The sequence below is a fragment of the Clostridium estertheticum subsp. estertheticum genome, assembly GCF_001877035.1.
In the GTDB taxonomy this organism is placed as follows: Bacteria; Bacillota; Clostridia; order Clostridiales; family Clostridiaceae; genus Clostridium_AD; species Clostridium_AD estertheticum.
On record NZ_CP015756.1, the window covers coordinates 1,973,626 to 1,997,846 of the forward strand.

Sequence of the window (24,221 nt, forward strand, 5' to 3'; positions counted from 1 at the left end):
GGCTTTAGATATCCTAAATTTAACAAAGATATATAAAGTAATTAATTTATCAAACGATATATTAATTGGAGGAGAACGAATTTATAGTAATACATATAAGATTAAAATTAAAATATGACAAATCTAGACATTAACAATATAACAATTAGTAGTAAAAATTATATTGATTGGAGTGGATAAACTTGATTAAAAAATTCTCTTTCAAAATGAAATTATTATTTACCATTTTACCAGCAGTAATAATTGGAATGTTAGTTTTAAGTTACACGGCATTTTATCAGTTTAAGAAAACTATGGAAAGCGAAATTATTAGCAGCAGGGTAGAAACAACGAACGGCCTGTCAGAAAATATAAATTCTTGGTTAAATGGAAAGCTTCTTGAAGTAAGAAGTTCTGCAAATACACCTACAGCCAAATTAATTAATTCAAATTTAGGCGCTGTTGATAAATTTAATTCAGAGAGAATTAAGTATTTAGAAAAAAATTATCCTGGTGAATATGATAATGCAGCTGCTACATTATTTAACAATGATGGAAAGTCTAGGGCGCAATATTCTAATGGGAAACTTGTAAATGGTGATGTGTCTGAAAAACCATGGTATAAAGGTTTAATGAGTGGTGCGCCATATCTTATATCAAATCCAGTAGTGTCAAAAGGGACTGGTAAAACTTTAGTAGTAGTGGGAGTTCCAATAAAAGATCCAGCTGACAAAACTATAGGAACAATTATATCAGGAGTTAATCTTTCTTACATTCAGGATAAAGTTAAAGATTTTAAATTTGGAGAAAAAGGTTATAGTTTATTAATTGGAAAAGATGGAACAATTCTTGTAGATCCAGACAAGGAATTAGTAATGAAAAAGAAAATATCAGATATAGCGGATGCAAACATGCAAGCGTTAGGTAAGGATATGCTTCAACAAAAATCTGGTATATTCAGATTTAGTAACAATAATGGGAAATACATAGTATTTTATAATAAAGTTCCTTTAGCTGGTTGGAGTGTAGCTAGTGTAGTAGATGAAAGTGAACTTTTTGCTCCGGCTCAAAGGATGATGATAACTTTACTTTTAATTACATTATTAATTGTGGTTATACTTGCTTTTATAATTGTGTTAATTGCGAAACGAATAACATCACCTTTAACTAAATTATCTGAGTTCTCTGAGCAAATTGCTTTAGGGAATCTTAGTAATAAATTAACTATTAATCAAAATGATGAAATTGGGAAAGTGGCAAATAGCTTGAATGGTACTGTAGCTAGCTTGAAAGATATGATAACCTCAATAGGTGACTCAGCTAGTGAAGTTGGCTTACTGTCAAATAATTTGTCATTAACAACAAAAGAATCTGCACGTGGAACGGAGGAAGTTTCTCAAACTATGCAAGAAATAGCTAGTGGAGCTATTAAGCAGGCTGAAAATGCTGGTAAAGCAACAAGGATAACAAGCGAGTTAGTAAAAGATATAAATGAGGTTCTAGAACAGTGCAGATATATGACAAATGTTGTAGAAAAATCTATGAAAGTAAGTAATTCTGGTGCACAAGGTATCAAAGATGCAGTAGAGAGTATGGAAACTATAGCTAAAACGAATAGCTATAATGTTGAAAGAACACATGATTTATTAGAACAATCAAAAGAAATTGGTCAAATAGTAGATGTAATAAGTGATATAGCTGAACAGACTAATTTGTTGGCACTTAACGCAGCAATAGAGGCTGCAAGAGCTGGAGAGCATGGAAAAGGGTTTGCTGTAGTCGCAGATGAAGTGAAAAAACTTGCCGAGCAGTCAGGTGAGGCTTCAAAGCGTATAGTAGAACTTATAAATGGAGTTCAGAACCAAGTTGAAACCATAGCTGTGACAATGGATAAAGGTACAAATGAAGTAGTGAGTGGTGTTCAAGTTGCAATTCAAGCTGGTAAAAATTTCGATGAGATAGAAAAAGTTTTCGGTGAACTAGCTTCTACAGTACGTAATATGTCACAATCTACAAGTAATATGTCTAAGAAATCAGATATTACAGTTGAAGCTATAGATAGCTTTGCGGCTATATCAGAAGAAAATTCTGCTGCTACAGAACAGGTTACAGCATCAACTGAAGAGCAGACAGCTAGTATGTATAAAATAGGGGAAACAGCCAATAAATTGGATGACTTGGTTGAGAGACTTAAGGAAACGGTTAATAAATTTAAATTATAAGATGCTAGGAAAATTAGGTGAGTTTTTAGTACCATATATAGTAGGATGGTTTATTCAAAAATATAACACAAAGGGATTCCCAAATTATAATGGGAATCCCTTAAAACATATCTAAATTAAATTATATTTTTTTCTTTTCTTTGAAACATATAATAAGCATATGAAGATAATAACTAATGAAATGATTAATGTGGTGATAATTCCATAATATTCTCCTGCAAAACCACTCGAAGAAACATGTTTGATGAGTATCCCCAAATAAGCCCAAAATATAACTATACCATAAGGGATATCCTTATTTTTTAGCGTTGTAGCCATGCCAATAACAAGACCAACTAATAAAATAATTATTGTCCAGATTTGCTCAGATAAGCCCCAACCATTCCAGCCTAAACTAACAAGCAGTGTGGTAGCATTAGCTATTGTTGCTACAGTAATCCAACCAAAATAAACGCTAAAAGGAAGTTTTACAAATAATTTTTCCTTTGAGGTTAGTTCTATGGAGTTTATTTTATCATTGATTTTAATTAAGCAAACCAGTATTACTATCATTAAAATCATGGAAAGTGGAATAACTTTATACTGCCAGCTAAATATCCATGTTGCATTGGTTAGTGAAGATATAATAAAATAACCATCAATAAGTTTAACTATAGCGTTAGTATCACTTCCTTTAAAAAGCCCCAGTTGATAAATTACAAATCCAGCAAGTAATATGTATATTATTCCCCATATTGCAAATGTAACGCCAGCAGGTGCAAATAGATTAGGATAAGAATCAGAAACTCCACCAGTTGTTATTCCATTAATCGGTAAAATGTTGGCTAATGCATTAACAGTAACCATGAGAACAAAACTAAGCACAGTAAAAATTTTTAGAATTTTTACGCCTCTTTCCTTAGACATTATTAAATCACTCTCCAATCTTATTATTTATAATGATACTCTTATCTTACTAAACTTTCTCATTAAATACACCATAAATATAATTTATTGCTCTATATCTAAATAGAGGTGGTTACATCTGCACACTTCGTTTTAAGGTATCATATATTAATTATTTAAAGCCTTTAAAAAAGGCTTTAATGGCAATGTATTTTAGAGAAAAACGGTAAGCGGAAATGTAACAGTAAATAAGAAGTATGGTATTATAATAAATGGACAAAAAACAAAAAATAGTTCAGTGGGGAGCGATATAATTTGAAAATTTTTATCAAGAAAAAATGGAAATATTCTCTACTGCTTATTCCAATAATAATCATAATAATTATAGGATATACAAGCGATTATTATAGGGAAATGCCGGAAGCTAAAATTATGCTTCGGTCAAATGATAAGGTTGAATATACTGGTTCACCTTGGATTGAATATACTGCTAAAAACAAAATAGTTACGAAAGGATTAATTATATATCCTGGCGGAAAAGTTGCACCTGAGGCTTATGCACCTTTAGCTGAGAAAGTAGCGGAGTCTGGTTTTAAAGTTGTAATTGTACCAATGCCAATGAATCTTGCTGTACTTTCTCCTAATAAGGCAGAAAAAGTAATAGGAAAATATCCGCAAATTAAGCAGTGGTATATAGCTGGGCATTCCCTTGGAGGGGTTATGGCATCACAATTTGCATATAAAAACCAAGATAAAATTAATGGATTAATACTCTTAGCGGCATATCCTCAGAAAAGTAACAATCTATCATCAAGTGTAGTAAAAGTTTTGTCAATGTATGGGACTAAAGATGGGTTTGTTGGAAAGGATAAGATTGATGAATCTAGAAAACTATTGCCTAAAAGCACAAAATTGATTCCTATTAAAGGAGGTAATCATTCTCAAAATGGTTGGTATGGATTCCAAAAGGGGGACAATGCAGCCACAATAACGAGAGATGAGCAGCAAAATATTATAGATAAAGCTATAGTTGAATTTATTGGTGAAAATTAGAGTGTGCTTAACTTAGTTTGATGTTAGAGTTAGAAAAAATAGAGTTATTGGATAAACGTTTATCCAATAACTCTATTTTTTCTAAATATTAATACTTTACAGTGTATATTATGATTCCAATACTGAGTTAGTATCATCTTCGTCTATAGCATCTTGTTTTGATTTTATTGACAGGTTGGAGATTACAAAAGCTAGTAAAGTAGGTATAAGCCATGAAAATCCTGCACTAGCTAGAGGGATAAATTTAATGAATCCAATGCTACCAGCATATGTAGCATTTATGGTATCTAAAATACTTATAATTAGTGTTGTGTATATAGTTATAGCAACGACTTTATTATTTTTAACTTTATCACCAAGCAATGTAATAACTATTAGAACAATTACAATCGGGTATAAAATTTGTAAAACAGGACCTGCAAATGTAACTATACTATCAACGTCGTTTGTAGCTATTAATCCACTTACTACAGCCATAATAATAGCAGCGGTTTTGTAAGATAATTTGTTTTTTGAAAGATTAGCAAAGAATTCCGCTCCACTTGCAAGTAATCCTATAGCAGTTGTTAAGCATGCAAGTGCAACACATAAACTAAGAACAACTGAACCAATATTTCCAAGGTCTAACTTAACAAGTTCGGTAACTAGAGTGGTTCTCGCTATATTTTTTGGAAACAAAGTACTTGACTGCGTACCAAGATACATAAGTCCACCATATACAAAAGCTAAACCAGTTACGGCGACTATTGCCGATTTTATTGTCATCTTCATTATATCTTTTGCATTTTTATAACCTTTTGCTTTAACAGATGAAATAATTATGCCTGCAAATATAACAGAAGCCATAACATCCATTGTTTGATAGCCTTCTATTAAAGCTTTTGAAAATCCATTTTTGTAAGATGTATTTACAATCGGTCCAATAGGATCTATTATTCCTTTAAATATAATTATAGCGAGCATTAATAAAAGTGCTGGTGTAAGTATTTTACCAACGTTATCAATTATTGAAGAAGGTTTAAGTACAAATGCAAGCGTTACTAAAAAATACAATATAACTATTATGTTTTGTGATACTGATGGAAATAAAGGATGTATTCCAAGTTCAAAAGTTGTTGCAGCTGTTCTTGGAATTGCAAGTAACGGTCCAATAACAAGAATTAAAGCTACACTTGTTATTACAGCAAATTTTTTGCCTACTCTATTTGCCATCTTTTCGTAAGTACCATTAATCTTAGCACAAGCGATTATTCCAATTAGCGGAAGGCCAACTCCTGTAATGAGGAAGCCTGTAATAGATGTAAAATAAGCACTTCCTGCTGCTTTTCCGAGGAATGGTGGAAAAATTAGGTTCCCAGCACCAAAAAACATTGCAAATAGCGCAAAACCTATAATTAGAGAATGTTTTGTTGAACTTTTCATTTATATGTACCTCCTGATGAATATGTTATGTAAAAAACATGTATTTATTAGTGTATTGATGGGGGAGAGTGGGGGTTATTAACTAAAAAGGTGGCTTTTTTATGCATCTTAAATTTTACATATATGTATTATACCATAAATAATATTGGTATGTGCATTATTAAATTTGACACAAGTATCTATCTGCTTTATAATTTAATGAAGATTAAAAATATAATTATTTAATTGAAAAAAATGGTAAAAATAAAGGAGCGAAAAATTAATTGATAAGTATTATTAAAACGGCAATTCTAACTATATTAATATCATTTGCATCAGGATTATTGCTTGATTATTATAAGAACTTAGGACCTAGAATATTATGTAATATACGAAAAGGCAAACCTACGGATACAACTACAGAGACAGGTGGCGAAGAAAATTGTGGATATGTTATTACGGTTAAGAATCCATCAAATAGGACAATTCATGAGTTAACTATAAATATAGGCTCACAAACTAAGTTAAGGAGTACAGATGCCAAAATAACAAGAGGTTTAAAATTTGATTCATCAATAAATGATAACATTTTAGAAGTTTATATCCCCTTTATAAGTAAGGGTGATGAGTTTTCAGTTACAGTTTATTTAGAAAATCAACATAATAAGCCTGTTATTGTAATTAAATCACCAGAAAACTTTAAGGAAATATATTCTGGGGAACAAAATGGAATTTTAGCGTTATTGCTAAATATACCCATGAATATAAAACACCTAATATTAAAGGAAACGAAAAAATCTGAAGAAGTACAATCAGAAGAAGTCCATTCTGTTGATAAAGATGATTTTACAACAGTTATGAGTAAGGTAACAGGTGAGGAACAAACAATAAATAAAAGTAATAGAGAAGTATTCCCTGAAAATAAGAAGCTTAGCAAGAGTAAAAAGAAAATAATTATTGCAGCAATAGTTTTAGTTATGGTTGCTGGGGTTTCTGGGAAAGTTTATTCTAAAATGACTGCTGGAAATACACCAACTCCAACTGTAAAAACTGTTGTTCCTCAAAAGTCAACAGTTGAAAAAGAGTCATCAAGAGAATCAACTGGAAATAAAAGTACAAAAAAATCGGTAGATAAAACAAATGAAACTACAAATACCCAAAAATCCGTAGACAAAACAACTGAAACTAAAGGTACAAAAGCAGCTACAGAAAAATCAACTGGAACTGAAGGTACAAAAAAAGAAACGACACCTAAGGCTGGATCAAAAGAAGGTACAACAGTAACTACACCAGCAGCTGGATCAAAAGATGGAACCGCCGGAACACCAACATCTGGATCGACAGATGGAAAAACTGAAACTACACCGAATCCAGGATCAACAACGGAGACTACACCTGCATCAGGTACAACAGGTGGAACAACAGGTGGCACAACGGGTAATTAAATTATCAGTAATATTGGGCTCTCTTTACAGTGGATAGATTAAAAAATTTGTCCACTATAAAGAGAGCTTTTGTTATGTGAAGAGTCAATAATTTATAAATTAGATACCACTAAAAAAAATAGGTATATAGAAAATTTTAATATGTTCGATAACTATAATATACAGAGTGATCATTGTAATCATAAAAAGATAATTGAAACAAAATATAATGATTATAGTATTAGAAATAGTTTAAAGGGGTAGATGTAATTATGAAGGATGTAAAAGTTTTAATTGTCGATGACTCACCTTTCCAAATAGCATTATTAACGGATGTTCTCACTGAAAGTGGATTTGATGTAGTTGGTGAGGCAAAATCTTTAGAAGAGGTTATTGAGGAAGTTACAAGAGTTAGACCAGATCTAGTAACAATGGATATGACTCTTCCAGGGACAGATGGATTTGAATGCACAAGAGCCATCCACAAAATTGATAAGGATATTAAAGTTATAATTGTTAGTTCGATGATGGATGATGAACTTGTAAGAAAAGCCAAAAAAACTCATGTGTGTGGATATATTCAGAAACCTGTTGATTCAGAGGAATTATCATTATTAATAAATAGGGTTATGGCAGATGAAGAATTATATTTAGAGCTTGAGAAATTATATTCAGATGTATTTAAAGAGGCTTTATTAAATATTTTCAATAAGCTTACAAAGACGGTGCCAGAAATTACAGATGAAAGTAATGATAATATTGCTATACATAGTGAAGGCATATCAATAGTTATGGGGATTACAGGTAAATATTCAGGTAGACTAATTTTGGATATGGCATATGAAACAGCGAAGAGCCTTGCAACAATGTTATTAAAAAGAGATCCTAAGAGTAGTGAAGAGTTGCTTAATATTATGTCAGAAATAGCTAATATGTTTGCAGGAAATGCATGTTCAATGATAAATAAGAAAAACAAATTGTTTGGTCTAAGAGTTGCACCACCAACAATATTTCATGGTGAGTCAATAAATATATCAAAGGCAGAACTAGAGAATACCTTCTCTGCTATTGTAAAATCTCAGTTTGGAAATTTGACTATAAATATAGGTTTTAATAGAGGTGAAGGGGAATGGATGTCAATCATATAAATCCAGTTTTAGAATCATTCAACATAATACTACCACAATTAGGGTTAAATGATATTAAAAAAAATGGAATTAGTGTAAAAGGTAAATATATAAAAAGCAAAGGCGTAGTGATTATTATTGGAATAATTGGAGATGTTAAAGGTAATATCATTTATGGTATGAGTGTTGACACTGCAAAAAAAATTGCTTCAATAATGATGATGGGAGCGCCTGTAGATAACTTTGATGAGTTGCCACAAAGTGCAATCTCAGAACTTGTTAATATGTTAACGGCAAATGTTGCAATGAATTTTTCAAAGGATAATATAAATATAGATATCTCTACACCAACCTTGATTGAGGGTGATTTTACGGCAAGTAGTAATGCTGATAAAGTTCTCTGCGTTGAGATGAGCGTAGATGGAATGATTATTGAAGTTAATATTTCTTTAGAAAAGAATACAATATAGAGGTATATATTTTAAATGGTAAAAATAATAATCAAAAGAGAGCGAATTATATTAGATTCGCTCTCTTTTGATTTATTGTTATATAATTTAAATTGTAATCAATTCATATTCATTACTGCCTAAATTTAATTTTACAGCATGGTCAATTGCCACTTTCCAATTAGTTTCAGGGCTGAGGTTAGTGAAATGGTCATGATTTTTTTCATCAGCTTTATCTAGGATACTTCCGGGTATAATAGGTTGTACATTTACAGCATCCGCGCATGCAACATCTAGTGCAACAGGATCAAAGGAAGCAAACATACCTACATCTGGAACAATTGGCACATCGTTCTCTCCATGACAGTCACAGAAAGGTGATACATCAATGACTAGACTTATATGGAAGCTTGGGCGACCATTTAGAACTGCACATGAGTATTCGGCAATTTTTTTATTCAAAATATCATTTGACTCATCTGATGCAGGAAGAACAGCATCCATAGGACAGACACCAATACATCGACCGCAGCCAACACACTTATCGTGATTAATAGTAGCCTTTTTTTGAGTTACTGTAATAGCATTGTGGGCACAGTTTTTAGCACATTGACCACAGCCTATACAGTCATCATGTGAGATATATGGCTTTCCACTACTATGCATCTCCATCTTACCTGCACGAGATCCACAACCCATACCTACATTTTTAAGAGTACCACCAATACCAGCTGCTTCATGTCCCTTGAAATGAGTTAAAGTAATAAATATATCTGCATCCATGATAGCATGACCAATTTTTGCCTCTTTCACATATTCGCCACCTACAACAGGAACTAAAACTTCGTCGGTACCTTTTAATCCATCTCCAATTATAATGTGACAGCCTGTAGAGAATGGAGAAAAACCATTAACATAAGCAGAGTCAAGATGGTCAAGTGCATTTTTTCTACCACCAACATATAAAGTATTGCAATCAGTAAGAAATGGGTTTCCACCTAATTCCTTTACAATATCTACTATTGTTTTAGCGTAATTTGGGCGTAGGTAAGCTAGATTGCCAGGTTCTCCAAAATGAATCTTAATAGCAGTAAATTTTTTATTAAAATCAATTTGGCCAATCCCAGCAGTTTTAATTAGACGGGTCAATTTTTGTTGCAAATTTTCTTTAAGTGTCGCATGCATATCGGTAAAATATACTTTCGATTTTTCCATGTTTAATAACCTCCAAGGTTTATATCCTTTTATTCTTAAATAAGAATAGCTTTAGTATTTTAATTTATTTGTTTTTACTAGTATGCTTACTTATTAACCTTCATTATATATGATATTACAAAAAAAGAAAACATGCACCTTTATGATATATAGTATACAAAAGGTGCATGTTAATATTGAAATGATTATTTTTGATTTTTTTTGTCTAATCTGGATTCGATATCTGAAACAGCCTCTTTATTAAAAGTATCACCAAGTGCTCCACCAACGCTCCCACAGGTTTTTGAGCTGTAGTTGCTCCAGTCACCATCCTCAGGTGTTTTTATTCCCATAAGTCTAGCTTGCTGAGTTTTATTTTTTGCCCTATTTATTATTTCATCCATAAAAACACCATCCTATTTTTATTATATTTTAGTGTTTGAATTTTGTTTATAAATTATGTAAGTAGGATAAATCATATTTATAATTTTTAAATATTAATTTCAGTTATTGGATATAATTAAAAGTTATAGGGTAGAAGACAATATAATTAACTAATACAAACTTGGGGGTTGATTAAGCAATGTCAGATATGTGGATGTGTGTAGGTAATATACGAGGGGCTACAGAAGGAAAGTTATTTTTAAGTTATGGAGAAGTTTTTACAGTGATAAATAAAATCAGATTAACTAGCATAGATAAAGATATAAAACTATTTGTAAGTAATGATGAAATAAATATATTCTTTAAGCATATAGAGACTAGTTACCCAGTATACGGGGTTTGGATAACAAAAGGTTATAACAACTGTTTAAGAAAACTATTTAACTTAAGGCCTAAAAAGAAATTAAGTTATAGTAGAGTGGATTTAGATATTTTTGATAAGGTTACTCTTCATAGAATTTACATAGAACTATTATTATATTTCTACAAAGTAAAATCAGATGAACTCCTTATACAATTTTCTACAATAATAAAATATCAATTAGAGTCTTTAAAGATGATTTATAAAAACAAAGATTTAGTTAATTTTGATGAAGAGTTTGAGCAGACAAAAGTACAGTTTAGAAAAATATATGAATTTTGTAATTCAATAGAACTTAAAACTAAGCAAATTGAATTAGAATATAGGAGGAAAGTAATTAAAGAACAATTGGAAAAAAGAAAAGAAATAAATAAATTAAATATATTGATGTTAGACGAAATTAATAGAATGAAAGATTAATTAAATATTTAGGATAATTTAGATTTATTTTAAAGTTGACTGTACAAAAAAGCAATAATAGTTATATAATTGTAATAGTTAAAGAAAGGAGATAATACTTTATAGTTCTAAATTTGTCAGATTGAAATATATTATTAGAGGGGGATATTTATGAAATGTAAAAAATTAGTTAGTTTAGTTATGTCCATGTCAGTTATTACTATGGTATTTGCGGGGTGTTCAAGCTCAGACAAATCTGCTGCCAAACCAGCTACAACTACAAAAGTAGCATTTAAAGATGGAATGGTTACAGATACAGGAGGCGTTAATGATCAATCTTTTAATCAAGGATCATGGAAGGGACTTCAGTCATTTGCTAAAAACAATCCAGGTGCTCAGGTTAAGTATTTAGAATCAGTGCAGAGCTCGAATTATCCGTCTAATTTGAACCAGTTTGCTAGCAATAAGTATGATCTTGTGTGGGGAATTGGATATTTAATGGAGGATGCAGTAAAAGCTTCTGCAAAAGCGTATCCTAATGTAAAATTTGCAGTTATTGATGATGAAATGACACCACATCAGAGCAATGTTACTGGTGTTATATTTAAAGCACAAGAATCATCTTTTCTTGTTGGATATATTGCAGCACTTAAGACTAAAACTAACAAAGTTGGATTTATTGGTGGAATTACGGGAAATGTAATTGATCAATTTGATTATGGTTTTAGAGCTGGTGTTGCATATGGTGCAAAAGAGCTTAAAAAAACTGTTACTGTTAATGTACAATATGCAAATTCGTTTAGTGATTCAGCTCTCGGCAAGGCAATTTCTCAAAATATGTATTCAAAAGGCGCAGATATTATATTTACCGCAGCAGGAAATGTTGGACAGGGTATGGTCGCTGAGGCAAAGAGTGAAAATAAACTTTGTATAGGCGTTGATATGGATCAAGCATATCTTGCACCAAACAATATGCTTACTTCATCATTAAAAAATGTTAGTAACGTGACGGAAGCAGTTTCAAAGCAAGTTAAAGATGGAGTAAATGTTGGGGGAAAGACACTTAGTTATGGTCTTAAGGATAACGGTGTCGGAGTTCCATATACAGCACAAGCTATAAAAATGTGTGGACAGGATGTTCTTGACAAAACAAAGAAAGTTTCTGCAGATATTGTGAATGGTAAGATTGTTCCTCCTTACAATAAAGTTACCTTTGCTACTTATAGTAGTACATTAAAATAATTATTAAATAGTAACCTAAAAAGAATGAATAGATTTAATTAAACACACTAAATTGTGAAAACTCATGATTTAGTGTATTTAATATAAGATATAAAAAAAGGAGAATAAACCATGGAAGATCAACAATATGCTGTGGAAATGAAGTCTATTTATAAATATTTTGATGATTTTTGTGCGCTTTCCTCAATAGATCTTAAGATTACTAAAGGAAGTATACATGCACTTTTGGGTGAAAATGGGGCTGGCAAGACAACTCTTATGAATATCCTTTATGGACTTTATACACCTGATAGTGGACAAATACTTATAAGTGGCGAGAGTGTGGAAATGAAAAATCCAAATGTTGCAATAGAACATAAAATTGGAATGGTCCACCAGCATTTTAAGCTTGTGGGAAAGTTTACAGTAATTGAGAACATTATTCTTGGGAAAGAAGTAGTTAAGGCCGGCTGCATTTTGGATATTGCGAAAGCTCGCAAGGAAGTTAAAAAATTATCTGAAATATATGGACTTGATGTTGATCCCGATGCGAAAATAGAGGATATATCTGTGGGAATGCAGCAAAGGGTTGAGATTTTAAAAGCGCTATATAGAGGTGTAGAAATTCTTATTCTTGATGAGCCTACTGCGGTTTTAACACCTCAGGAAATAGAAGAGCTTATTAAGATCATGAATAATCTTACCGAGGATGGTAAAACAATAATTATTATAACTCATAAACTAAAGGAAATTAAGAAATCCTCACAGTATTGTACGATCATTCGCCGTGGGAAATATATAGATACGGTTGATGTAAAAAATACTACTGAGCAGGAGCTCGCTTCCATGATGGTGGGAAGAGAAGTTAACTTAAAAGTTAATAAGACAAAAGCTAAGCCTGAGGATGTTGTATTTACAATAGATAATCTTATTGTTGAGGATAGTAGAAAAATAGAAAGAGTAAAAAATTTCTCTCTTGAAGTTAGAAAAGGAGAAATAGTTGGTATTGCTGGGATTGATGGTAATGGCCAAAAGGAGCTTGTTGAAGCAATAACTTGTCTTAAAAAAGTGAAATCGGGGAAAATTTCTATAGATGGAGTAGAATTACAAAACACAACGCCACATAATGTCATTGAACATGGAATTTGTACCATACATGAAGATAGACAAAAGAGGGGGCTCATTCTTGATTTCACTGTGAAGTATAACTTTATAACTGAAAAGTATAATAAGTCTAGATTCTCAAAGCACTTTATTTTAAATAATAAAGCAATAAATAAATTCACTAAGGATTCTATCAAGAAGTATGATATTAGACCAGAAGATTGTGCATCAAAACCTGTGAGTGCATTGTCTGGTGGTAATCAGCAAAAGGTAGTAATTGCAAGGGAACTTTCTAATGACCCATTGCTTCTTATTGCATTTCAACCAACAAGGGGACTTGATGTAGGAGCTATAGAGTTTGTACATAGTACGCTTGTGAAACATCGTGATAGTGGGCATTCGATTTTGCTTATTTCATTTGAACTTGATGAAATTATAAATGTTGCTGACAGAATTTGTGTTTTATATGATGGACAGATAGTAGCCGAGTTTTTACAAGGTGAAGTCGACGAAAAGCTGATTGGTCTTCTAATGGCAGGAGGGGAAAAGAAAAATGAAATATAAAATCGCTCAATTGCTAAATAAGGCGGTCACCAAAATAATTCTTGCTATAATACTTGGTTTTATAGTGGGAGCCATTGTACTCGCCTTTGCTGGTTATAATCCATTTGATTGTTATTCTATGATGGTTACGAGTATTTTCTCAAGTCCACTCAATATAGTTCAGGTTGTGATTTTGACAATGCCCAATATTCTAACCGGTCTTAGTGTTGCTTTTGCATTTAAGACAGGACTTTTCAATATCGGAGCTGAGGGTCAATACCTTGTGGGAGCAATGGCAGCTGTTATAATTGGCAGCAAACTCAATTTGCCACCAGGTATAAATATAATCGTAATAATGATTGTCGCTATTCTTGCTGCTGGGTTGTATGGAGCCTTTGCTGGACTGCTTAAAGCAAAGTTTGGTATTCATGAAGTTATAACAACAATTATGTTAAACTGGATAGCCTTATACTTTAATAACTATCTAATATCAGTACCAGGAATCGGAATAAAAAATACACAATATTCTGTTGCTATTAATCACAATGCCTGGACAAATTTACTTGTTAATTGGAAAGAAACACCACATGGTCAGGCTTTTTTAGCAAGTCATCAAACACTATCTACAATATTACTTGCAACCGATATAAATTATGGAATTATTATAGCTATAGCTGTTGCCATACTTATATGGTTCGTATTGTATAAAACAACATTTGGATACCAGGTTAGAGCTGTAGGACTTAACAAAGATGCAGCTGAATTTGCTGGAATTGGCGTTAAGAAAAATATTATTATGACTATGTTTATTGCTGGTGGGCTTGCAGGACTTGCAGGTGCTCTCCAAATGGCAGGTTCTCTTCCTCATGCACTAGTAACTCTCGCAGCTTCACCAGGATATGGATTTAATGGCATAACTGTGGCACTTATGGCTAATAGTTCACCTGTGGGATGTATATTTACCGCACTTCTTTTATCAGGGCTTCAGTTTGGTGGAAGCACAATACAGATGAACCTTGGTGCACCGTCAGAGGTAGTTAATATAATGATTGGTGTTATTGTGTTCTTTGTTGCAGTAGCTTCTATGTTTACTATGATATCCGAAAAGATGAAGAAGAGGAGGGTGAAAAATGGGCACTAGTATATTACTAGCATTAAGTATTACGCTTATGTATTCTGCACCGTTAATGTTCGCTGGTCTTGGAGGGGTAATATCCGAGAATGCTGGTGTAGTAAATATCGGTATTGAGGGAATGATGACAATTGGAGCATTTGCAGGGGCGACGGTGGGTTATTTCACGGCGAGTCCATGGCTTGGTTTTTTGGCTGGAGGACTAGCAGGAGGACTGCTTGCTTTAATACATGCGGTTGCTTGTATTTCCTTTAGGGCAGATCAAACTATATCAGGTGTTGCTATTAACTTCCTTGGACCAGGAATTGCACTATTTCTTGGAAGAAAATTATTTGAAGGAAGTACAATGACAAAACCAGTTCCGAATCTAATGCCAACTTTATTTGGTGACTATGCAACGAACTCATCAAACTTATTTTTAAAAACATTAAATGTGAGACTTACTATACCTATAGTTTTCATTCTTGTTTTTATTATGTGGTTTGTGTTATATAAGACAAGTTTTGGACTTCGAATTAGATCAGTAGGTGAAAATCCAGCTGCTGCAGATACTCTTGGAATAAATGTAAATAAAGTAAAGTACCTGTCTGTATTTACATCGGGAATTCTTTCTGGATTTGGAGGAGCTGCAATGACTTTGGCTGTGGTTAACTGTTTTACACAATCTACTATATCGGGGCAAGGTTTTATAGCTCTTGCCGCAGTTATTTTTGGAAAATGGAAACCACAGGGTACAATGGCTGCATGTCTTCTCTTTGGATTTGCTCAGGCTTTGGTTGTAATTCTTGGTGGAAGTACATCGATAATCCAGATTCCACCATCAATCCTATCAATGCTACCTTATGTTTTAACCTTGATTATATTAGTCGTTTTTGTTGGGAACTCCACAGCTCCTAAGGCTGATGGTATACCTTATTATAAGGGTAAATAATCACGAAACATATCTATACAAGTTAATTAGACCCTCTGGTATTTTATTACTGGAGGGATTAATAGACATTTAATGTTTAAAACTGAATTTGTAAAAAGAAATTATAGATAAATAGAGCTTGCGGATAATAATCTGCTAGCTCTATTTTTTTTATTCATATATTCTAAATATCATTAGGAAGAGTAGATTCCCTTATTATTAATTGATATTCTGAGTAAGTTTTTTTGTTTATCGGATATTTTTCGTGTAATATGTCAATGAATAGGTGGCCGGATTTTTGTCCGAGTTCAAACAGATTTTGGTCTATTGTACTTAAAGAGGGCGTAGTAAGCGAAGAAACTTCAATATTACTAAAACCCATAATAGATACTTGCTCAGGTATTTTTACACCATATCTTAATAATTCCCTTAAAGCACCAATAGCGATAGTATCAGAAGAACATATAACAATATAGGGATATGGTAAATTTCTTTCAAAGAGCTCCTTTGCAGCAGCTTTCCCTCCAGAATAACTATGACTACAATTAATAATATTATCATTTGAAAAATCTAAATTGTGTTTTTCAAAAAAAAATTTGAATGCATTTATTTTTACAGTTGTAGTTTTCCAAGTGGGGTCTCCCAGGATATATGTATTAAGATTATTTCCAGGCTTAAAATAGGATAGAGTATCATAGACAGCCTTACCTTCATCAACTAAGATTGAGAACATCTTTTGCCCTCCCTTTATAAAGCTATTAACTAAAACAATTGGGTGAGTGGTGCTTAAATTTATTAGGAAACTAGCATTATTATCGTTAGAGGGTCTGCTTCCTACTATAATAAAACCATCCACAAATTTTTCAACAAGCATTTCTATTTCTTTTTTTTCAGTATCTGCATTATTTGCTGTAGAGCATAGTATAAGTTTATAACCATTTTTTTGACAGGCAACTTCAATACCTTTAACAACCTCTGCAAAAAAAGGATTTACTATATCTGCAATTATTACACCGATAGTTTTCATACTAATATTATTCATTCCTCTGGCGTATGCATTTGGAATATATCCTTTATCTTTTATTATTTCTAGAATTCTTTGTTTGGTGTCCTCTTTAACTGAACCATTTTTATTTATAACACGAGATACAGTAGCCACTGATACTCCGGCATCCCTTGCTAAGTCATACATAGTGTAACTCATAAAGCACATCCTTTAATAATATAAAAACGTAAATTGTTACTTTTTTTATATTATATATCAATCATGATTAGAATGAAAGTATAACAAAAATGTAACTGGTTACATTTTTATTTAAAATAGTATTTACAATGTTTAATTTATAGGCTATTATATGTGTAAAGGTTTAAATGATTAAAACGCTAGGCTTATATGTGTCAAAGTAATTTAATAGTTGTGGTTTTTATAAGTTAAGTACAAGTATGAAGTGAAATGTAACTGGTTACATAAAATACAATGAATAAATAAAAAAATACTAATTATTAATTAGATAGGGGTGAGTTTTTATGAATGTGAGTAATAAAATAGAAAAGGTTGATAACAAAGGTGAGTATATTGATATTGTTACTGACGGAGGAAAATTCAGAATTATGTTTTTGAAAAGTGATATAGTTCGTATAAGATGTACCTTTGATAAGGAGTTTCCAAAAGAGGCATCTTATGCATTAGTTATGACAGCATGGGAAGATAAAATGGATTCTGTAATGTCCGAAGAAAGAAAAAGAATAAAACCTTATATAGCAAAATTTGAGGAATTTAATGAATATGTTTGTTTAAAAACAGATTTGCTAAAGATTAATATAAATAAGGAACCTTTTGCAATTGAAATATTTAACAATGAAAGTAAGCTGTTACATTCGGATTTAAAAGAAAAGTCTTATTTAAAAGATGAGAATGGAAGGTTAAGTCATTACTCCTGTATAAATGACAATGATTCTTTTTATGGCTTTGGTGAAAAGACAGGATATATAAACAAATCTAAAAGACGAATGAGAATGAATAATGTGGATACTTTGGGCTATGATTCACAGCGGTCAGACCCACTTTATAAACATATACCTTTCTATATAAAACTTAATAAAACAAATAAAATTGCATGTGGATTATTTTATAACAATTCATATTCATCTATTTTTGATATGGGTTGTGAAAGAAGTGGGTACTGGGATAAATATAGTTATTTTTCTACTGAAGGTGGCGAGTTAGATTTATTTTTCATGTATGGACCAGATATTAAAGATGTAGTACGTAATTATACAGATTTAACCGGGAAAACTGCATTACCTCCATTGTATTCCTTAGGATATTTTGGCTCAACTATGTTTTATACGGAGTTACAAAATGATTGTGACAAAGCGATTTTGGACTTTATTGATAAAACAAAGAAAGAGGATATTCCCTGTGATGGATTTTTTCTATCCTCAGGTTATACCACAGGAGAAGATGGAAAAAGGCATGTATTTAACTGGAATAATAATCGCTTTCCTTGTCCTGAAAAATTTGTAAATAAGATGAAGGAAAGAGGTGCAGATATTTCTCCGAATATTAAACCTGGCATGCTTATAACTAATCCCTTATATGAGGAGTTTAAATCTGCAAAGGCTTATATAATGGATGAAAATGGGAAAGAACCTCATGAAGACAGATTTTGGGGCGGAAAAGCTTCCTTTCTTGATTTTACTAACCCAAAAGCTAGAGAATTATGGAAAAAGCACCTCAAACAATCATTTATAGATAAAGGTATTGTCTGTATTTGGAATGATAATAATGAGTATGAAATAAACAATTCTAAAGCTTTATGTGAATTTGAGGGTGAGAAAATTACAATAAACGCTATAAGACCATTAATGCCTAATTTAATGGCAATGGCTGCAAAGCAAGCGCTTAAGGAAAGCTGTCCGGATGTAAGACCTTATATTACAAATAGAGCTGGTTTTGCTGGGATCCAAAGATATGCTCAAACATGGGCTGGTGACAATAGTACAAGCTGGCATAGTTTGAAATTTAACATCCCGGTAATACTCGGAATGGGTTTATCAGGAGTGGCAAATCAAGGTTGTGACATTGGTGGATTTTATGGTCCAGCTCCAGAACCAGAATTATATGTTAGGTGGGTTCAACATGGAATATTTCAACCAAGGTTCTCAATACATTCATGTAATACAGATAATACAGTAACAGAACCTTGGATGTATCCTTCTTACACAAAATATATAAGGGATGCAATAAAACTCAGATATAATTTAGCACCTTATTTATACTCTTTACTATTTGAAGCTTCTACAGAGGGGTCACCAATAATGAGGCCATTGTTTTATGAATTTCAAGAAGATACAAATACTTATGATGAGAGCTTTGACTTTATGTATGGTAAATCAATGTTAGTCGCAAGTATTTATGATAAGGGAGCAACTACAAGAAAGATTTATTTGCCGAAAGGGTGCATGTGGTACGATTGGTACACTAAAAAAATGTATGAAGGTGGGCAAACAATAGAAATTGAAACTTCTATTGATAAAATACCATTATTCTTTAGAAGTGGCTCTATAATACCACTTTCAGAAGATATAATGAATTTGCATTTGCAAAATATTGATAGTTTAAATATATTAGTAGAACCTTGGCAAGATTGTGAATTCACATTATATGAAGATGATGGTACCTCTAATAAATATCTTAAGGGTGAATATTTGAAAACTTGCATCAAAGTAAAAAGTGATGAACATGGAGATGTAGAAGTTGATTTTAATAAAGAAGGATCCTACGTTACAAAGGTTGAAAACTTAAATTTAAGTGTAATATGTAGAGAACTAGCCCCAGTTAATATAGCTGTAGATAACAAAAATATTATATTTTACTTAGATAGAGGAAGCTTTGAAAGCAGTCAAGAGGGTTGGTATTTTGATAATGAACAAAAAACAGTAAAAATAAAGTATAACAACCATTTAGGTAATTACAAGGTAAGCATTAGTTATGCTGTAAAAGATCTAATTTCAATATAAGAAAGATGAGATCAGTGTTACTGAAAAACAATTAGTATATCGTATATTATGAAAATTAATATTTAAGCAAAATACTATGTATAATTGTATATTACAAATTGCAGACTAATTTATTTTTATATAAAAGAAAAAGTGATAGGAGGATTTAATATGTTATTAAAACAGTTTTTATCTATAGAAAAAGTTGAGAATGGCTACTATGTGAAAGGGGATACGGCAGATATTAAGATGATTTTTATGACGAATGATATTATACGAGTCCGAGTATCATTTGATAAAAAGTGGCAGGAAGAATCTTATACACTAGTTATGACAGCTTGGAAAGATCGTTTAGATTACATGTTTCCAGAAGAGCGTAAACAAATAAAGGCGTTGGATATTCCTTTTGAAGAGACAGAAAAAGAAATTACATTTTATACAAAAACGTTGAAATTTGTAATGTTTAAATCTCCACTACATTTTTGTATATATAAATTAAATGGAGTGAAGCTATATAGTGATGTTCCAGAGAGAGCTTTTGAGTGTGATCATCTAGGACGAATTTCCCATTATAATGAGATAGACTTCAAAAATGATCATTTTTATGGGTTCGGTGAAAAAACAGGATATTTAGATAAAATTGGCAAAAGGATGCGTATGACACCTAAGGATGCAATTGGCCATGATCCAGAATTTGGGGATCCTTTATATAAGCATATCCCATTTTATCTAAAGTTAAACAATAGTAACCGTCATACTCTAGGATTATTTTATCATAATTCCTATGATTCCGTATTTGATATGGGGAATGAAATTAGTGGTTATTGGCATCGATATAGTTACTATCAGGCTGATGGAGGAGATATTGATTTATTTTTTATTAATGGACCATCAGTTGAACAAGTTTTAGACAATTATACAAAGTTAACAGGAAAGCAGGCAATGCCTCCAAAACAAAGCTTAGGGTATACAGCTTCTACTATGTATTATGCTGAACTTGAGAAAGATTGTGACAAGGAAATATATGAAGTCATTCAGAAATATTTTGATGAAGAGATGTATATAGATAACTTTAAGTTGGCATCTGGTTATTCTTCTGGAGAAAAAGACAATCTAAGATATACCTTTAATTGGAATAGAAAGCGATTTCCTAATCCTAAGGATTTTTTTCGGAAAATGAATGAACTAGGTATTAATGTGATACCTAATTTAAAACCAGGTATTTTACCTAATCATCCTTACAAAGACGAATTTGAAAAAAATGATGTATTTGTTAAAAGTCCAGATGGAAAAGAAGATTATGTTGGTCGTTGGTGGGGAGGTGCTGGAAGATTTATAGATTTTACTAATCCTTCCGGCAGAGAAATATGGAAAAACTTGCTTAAAGAAACTATTTTAAGTAAAGGAGCTACAACTGTGTGGAATGACAATTGTGAATATGATGGTGTAGAAGATCGTAATGCTATATGTGATTTCGATGGAAAAAAAGGCACAATGGCTCAGCTAAAAATTATACATTCAAATTTGATGGCTTACGTTGGAACACAAGCTATTTCTGAACTTTATCCAAATCGTCGTCCATATATTATCAACCGCGCTGGATTTGCAGGAATTCAGAGATATGCACAAACATGGGCAGGAGATAACTTGACGGATTGGCGTACATTAAAATTTAATATAGCAACTATTGTTGGAATGGGATTGTCTGGAGTGGCAAATACAGGTTGTGACATAGGAGGTTTTGCTGGAGGTGCTCCAGAGGGAGAACTCTTGCTGCGATGGATACAAAATGGTATATTCCAGCCAAGATTTTGTATTAATTCAGCCAACAATGATAATACTGTTACTCAACCATTTATGTATGAAGAAAATAATGAATTTGTGCGTAATGCATATAGCCAGCGATATAGGATGTTACCATACCTGTATTCTTTGATGTACGAAGCTCATATTACTGGTAAACCACTAATGCGTCCACTGTTTATGGAGTTCCAGGATGATATTAATTGCTATGATGATCAATATATGACTTTTATGTTTGGACCATCAGTCCTAGTAGCAAATGTGTTGGAAAAGGGAGCGGAATCAAGAAAGATTTATTTACCAGAAGGTTGTACTTGGTATGATATGAATCAAAATATGGCTGAATATAAAGGAGGACAAGTAGTAGAAATTCCGGTTACACTTAACAGTATTCCTATGTTCCTAAGAGGTAATGGGATTTTTATAACAAATGAAGATGTAAAACATATTGCTACTGATAAAATGAAGAGTTTAGATATTTTAATTGGTGGAGAATCAGAAGGAAGTTTCCATTTTTATGATGATGATGGTATAACTAATGATTTTAAACAAGGTGTATATGAATATACAGAAATTAATGTAAATGGTGAGGCACGCAAACTAATTTCTTTTAAAACAACAGGAAGATATGAAAGTGGGATATCTAATCTTAAAATTAAATTAATAAATAAAGAGAAAGGTGCATATTGGGTTTCGGTGGAAAATGAAAGAATACCACGTTTTCTTAATAAGAGGTCATGGGAAAAAACAGAACAAGGATGGTATTATGAGTTGTCAGACAAGACAGTTTTAGTAAAATGCAAGAAACCAACAAAAAAGGAATTTGATATTATAGTTTCTTGTGAAAAATTTGATTTAATTGGTATGGCAGATTAGGGGTTTTATTATAAAAATAATCTAGCTACTAATTTTAGTAGCTAGATATATTAAATATAAGAAAGAGGAGTTAAATATGAAAACGTTTATAGACAAAGGCAGCTTTGAATAAAATAACATTTTGGTATTTAGGTAAATTGTTAATTATTTAAATAAATTAAATTGAAGAGAGGTAATTAAAATGTTAAAAAAATCTAAAAAGATTACAATAGGTGTGGGTCTTGGTTATGGATTAGTTGATGCTATGGGTGGAGGTGCTTTTACAATTATTAGTGCTTTTTTACTCTTCTTCTATATAACTTTTGCCGGATTATCGCCACTACAAGCAGCTTCTATTATTGCTATTGCTCGTATTGTGGATGCGATTGTTAGTTTAAGCATAGGTAGTATAACAGATAATTTTTATAAAACAAAATTAGGACAAAAGTTTGGACGTCGTCGTTTCTTTTTATTGATTGGGGTACCTTTAATGGCAGTTTATGCAACGTTATGGGTAACAGGTATGGGATACTTATATTATCTAATCTCTTATTTATTGTTTGAAATGATTGCTGCTATGATATTAATTCCATATGAAACATTGCCATCTGAAATGACAAAAGATTTCAATGAAAGAACTATACTTTCTACAGGGAGAATGTTTATTTCTGCTACAAGTACATTTTTCGCTACTTTTATTCCAGGACAATTGATTAAATATTTTGGTCAAAACAATTCATACGCATATTTTTTTAATGGATGTATATTTGCTATAGTATATGCTGTTTGTATATTTATAACATATAAGGTTACTTGGGAAAGAGAACCTTCACCTGAAATGGAAAAAGAATTATTAATTAAAACACGTGAACATAAAAGTTTTAAGCAGCACCTCGAAACTGTTGTTCATATATTTAATGATTACATATCTACATTTAAAATCAGGAGTTTTAGAAAACATTTAGCTATTTATATATTATCATTTACTGCTAAAGATGTATTTAATGCAACCTTCATATTTTTCTGTGTTTATGATTTAAAAGTTACAGCTACTCTCGCTGCTAATTTGCTTTCACTAAGTATTATCGGTATACCGGTGACTATCCTTGCAGGATTTTTGATGCTTAAGGTAGGCCCTTCTAATTTATTTAAGATAGCTTACTCTACAATGATTGTATGTTTACTCGGGTATTATGGTGTATATTTAATTAATCCAGTATCTAAAGTTGCTATTTTATTTATAATTTCCATTGTATATCAAATAGGCGTATGTGTATTAATATTCACTCCATGGAATGTATTCCCTTTCATTCCAGACGTAGATGAAATGGTTTTTAGAAAAAGACGAGAAGGACTTTTTGCAGCAGTTATGACTTTCACTAGAAAGAGTAGTGTAGCAATAGCTACACTTATCGTTGGACTTATATTGGAGTATGGAGGATTTGTTAAAGGTAAAACAACACAAACACCTCAAGTAATGCATGTAATTGCATATACCATGGTTATTGGATCTATTGTGTTACTTGTAATGGCGCTACTCATAACTTTTACTTTTAAATTAAATAAACAAACACATATCATATTAACAAAAGAAATTGAACGATTGAAAAATAATGGTTCAAAACTTGATGTTGATCCGAAAACAAAAGAAGTTGTTGAAGACCTTACTGGATATAAGTATGAAGATGTTTGGAAAGAAATAAGTTAGTAACA

Annotated in this window: 18 protein-coding genes; 13 read left to right on the top strand and 5 right to left on the bottom strand. The window is 31.8% G+C overall.

What is annotated here, in order from left to right; all coding sequences use genetic code 11:
• Positions 1-206: 206 nt before the first annotated feature.
• Positions 207-2,201, top strand: a complete 1,995-nt coding sequence (locus A7L45_RS09065; RefSeq protein WP_151553659.1) for a methyl-accepting chemotaxis protein — start codon at positions 207-209, stop codon at positions 2,199-2,201.
• A 111-nt stretch (positions 2,202-2,312) separates the two neighbouring features.
• Here A7L45_RS09065 and A7L45_RS09070 read toward each other — a convergent pair whose 3' ends face one another.
• Positions 2,313-3,107, bottom strand: a complete 795-nt coding sequence (locus tag A7L45_RS09070; protein ID WP_071612478.1) for a lantibiotic ABC transporter permease — start codon at positions 3,105-3,107, stop codon at positions 2,313-2,315.
• Between the two features lie 294 nt (positions 3,108-3,401).
• On the opposite strand from A7L45_RS09070, the gene A7L45_RS09075 reads away from it, so the two are divergent.
• A complete protein-coding gene (locus A7L45_RS09075) occupies positions 3,402-4,139 on the top strand; it encodes an alpha/beta fold hydrolase (RefSeq protein ID WP_084647415.1) in 738 nt (245 codons plus the stop codon).
• Positions 4,140-4,247: 108 nt separating this feature from the next.
• Here A7L45_RS09075 and brnQ read toward each other — a convergent pair whose 3' ends face one another.
• Positions 4,248-5,561 (bottom strand): branched-chain amino acid transport system II carrier protein, encoded by a 1,314-nt coding sequence (gene brnQ / locus A7L45_RS09080; RefSeq protein ID WP_071612479.1) that lies wholly within the window; start codon positions 5,559-5,561, stop codon positions 4,248-4,250.
• Between the two features lie 263 nt (positions 5,562-5,824).
• On the opposite strand from brnQ, the gene A7L45_RS09085 reads away from it, so the two are divergent.
• The 3 genes from A7L45_RS09085 (at position 5,825) to A7L45_RS09095 (ending at position 8,561) form a co-directional block, all read left to right on the top strand.
• Complete coding sequence (locus tag A7L45_RS09085) at positions 5,825-6,985, top strand: hypothetical protein (RefSeq protein WP_071612480.1); 1,161 nt, start codon at positions 5,825-5,827, stop codon at positions 6,983-6,985.
• 251 nt (positions 6,986-7,236) lie between these two features.
• Positions 7,237-8,112 (top strand): response regulator, encoded by an 876-nt coding sequence (locus A7L45_RS09090; protein WP_071612481.1) that lies wholly within the window; start codon positions 7,237-7,239, stop codon positions 8,110-8,112.
• Entirely contained in the window at positions 8,094-8,561 is a 468-nt protein-coding gene (locus A7L45_RS09095; protein ID WP_071612482.1) for a chemotaxis protein CheX, read from the top strand. Before A7L45_RS09090 ends, A7L45_RS09095 begins: the two co-directional genes overlap by 19 nt.
• Before the next feature lie 87 nt (positions 8,562-8,648).
• Here the strand turns inward: A7L45_RS09095 and A7L45_RS09100 are convergent, their stop codons facing one another.
• Together A7L45_RS09100 and A7L45_RS09105 are read right to left on the bottom strand one after the other, a co-directional pair.
• Complete coding sequence (locus A7L45_RS09100; protein WP_071612483.1) at positions 8,649-9,755, bottom strand: DUF362 domain-containing protein; 1,107 nt, start codon at positions 9,753-9,755, stop codon at positions 8,649-8,651.
• Between the two features lie 185 nt (positions 9,756-9,940).
• Positions 9,941-10,138 carry a small, acid-soluble spore protein, alpha/beta type gene (locus tag A7L45_RS09105; RefSeq protein WP_071612484.1) on the bottom strand — a complete coding sequence of 66 codons (198 nt, stop codon included), beginning with the start codon at positions 10,136-10,138 and terminating at the stop codon, positions 9,941-9,943.
• A 179-nt stretch (positions 10,139-10,317) separates the two neighbouring features.
• Between A7L45_RS09105 and A7L45_RS09110 the strand changes: the two genes are divergently transcribed.
• From A7L45_RS09110 to A7L45_RS09130, 5 genes are all read left to right on the top strand, one after another.
• Entirely contained in the window at positions 10,318-10,959 is a 642-nt protein-coding gene (locus A7L45_RS09110) for a hypothetical protein (RefSeq protein ID WP_071612485.1), read from the top strand.
• A gap of 150 nt (positions 10,960-11,109) precedes the next feature.
• Positions 11,110-12,180 carry a BMP family ABC transporter substrate-binding protein gene (locus tag A7L45_RS09115; protein ID WP_071612486.1) on the top strand — a complete coding sequence of 357 codons (1,071 nt, stop codon included), beginning with the start codon at positions 11,110-11,112 and terminating at the stop codon, positions 12,178-12,180.
• Positions 12,181-12,291: 111 nt separating this feature from the next.
• The gene (locus tag A7L45_RS09120; RefSeq protein WP_071612487.1) at positions 12,292-13,827 is read left to right on the top strand and encodes an ABC transporter ATP-binding protein; all 1,536 of its coding nucleotides are present in this window, start codon (positions 12,292-12,294) and stop codon (positions 13,825-13,827) included.
• Positions 13,817-14,947, top strand: a complete 1,131-nt coding sequence (locus tag A7L45_RS09125) for an ABC transporter permease (protein WP_071612488.1) — start codon at positions 13,817-13,819, stop codon at positions 14,945-14,947. Before A7L45_RS09120 ends, A7L45_RS09125 begins: the two co-directional genes overlap by 11 nt.
• Complete coding sequence (locus A7L45_RS09130) at positions 14,937-15,869, top strand: ABC transporter permease (protein ID WP_071612489.1); 933 nt, start codon at positions 14,937-14,939, stop codon at positions 15,867-15,869. The genes A7L45_RS09125 and A7L45_RS09130 overlap by 11 nt, the downstream gene beginning before the upstream one ends.
• Positions 15,870-16,032: 163 nt before the next feature.
• On the opposite strand, the gene A7L45_RS09135 is transcribed toward A7L45_RS09130, so the two are convergent.
• On the bottom strand, positions 16,033-17,052 hold the full coding sequence (locus A7L45_RS09135; RefSeq protein ID WP_071612490.1) for a LacI family DNA-binding transcriptional regulator: 1,020 nt from the start codon (positions 17,050-17,052) through the stop codon (positions 16,033-16,035).
• A 323-nt stretch (positions 17,053-17,375) separates the two neighbouring features.
• Between A7L45_RS09135 and A7L45_RS09140 the strand changes: the two genes are divergently transcribed.
• The 3 genes from A7L45_RS09140 to A7L45_RS09150 all read left to right on the top strand — a co-directional run bounded on the left by A7L45_RS09140 (position 17,376) and on the right by A7L45_RS09150 (position 24,216).
• Complete coding sequence (locus A7L45_RS09140) at positions 17,376-19,871, top strand: glycoside hydrolase family 31 protein (protein ID WP_071612491.1); 2,496 nt, start codon at positions 17,376-17,378, stop codon at positions 19,869-19,871.
• 150 nt (positions 19,872-20,021) lie between these two features.
• Positions 20,022-22,529 (top strand): glycoside hydrolase family 31 protein, encoded by a 2,508-nt coding sequence (locus tag A7L45_RS09145; RefSeq protein ID WP_071612492.1) that lies wholly within the window; start codon positions 20,022-20,024, stop codon positions 22,527-22,529.
• Positions 22,530-22,710: 181 nt separating this feature from the next.
• Positions 22,711-24,216 (top strand): MFS transporter, encoded by a 1,506-nt coding sequence (locus A7L45_RS09150; protein WP_071612493.1) that lies wholly within the window; start codon positions 22,711-22,713, stop codon positions 24,214-24,216.
• The last annotated feature ends 5 nt before the right edge of the window (positions 24,217-24,221 follow it).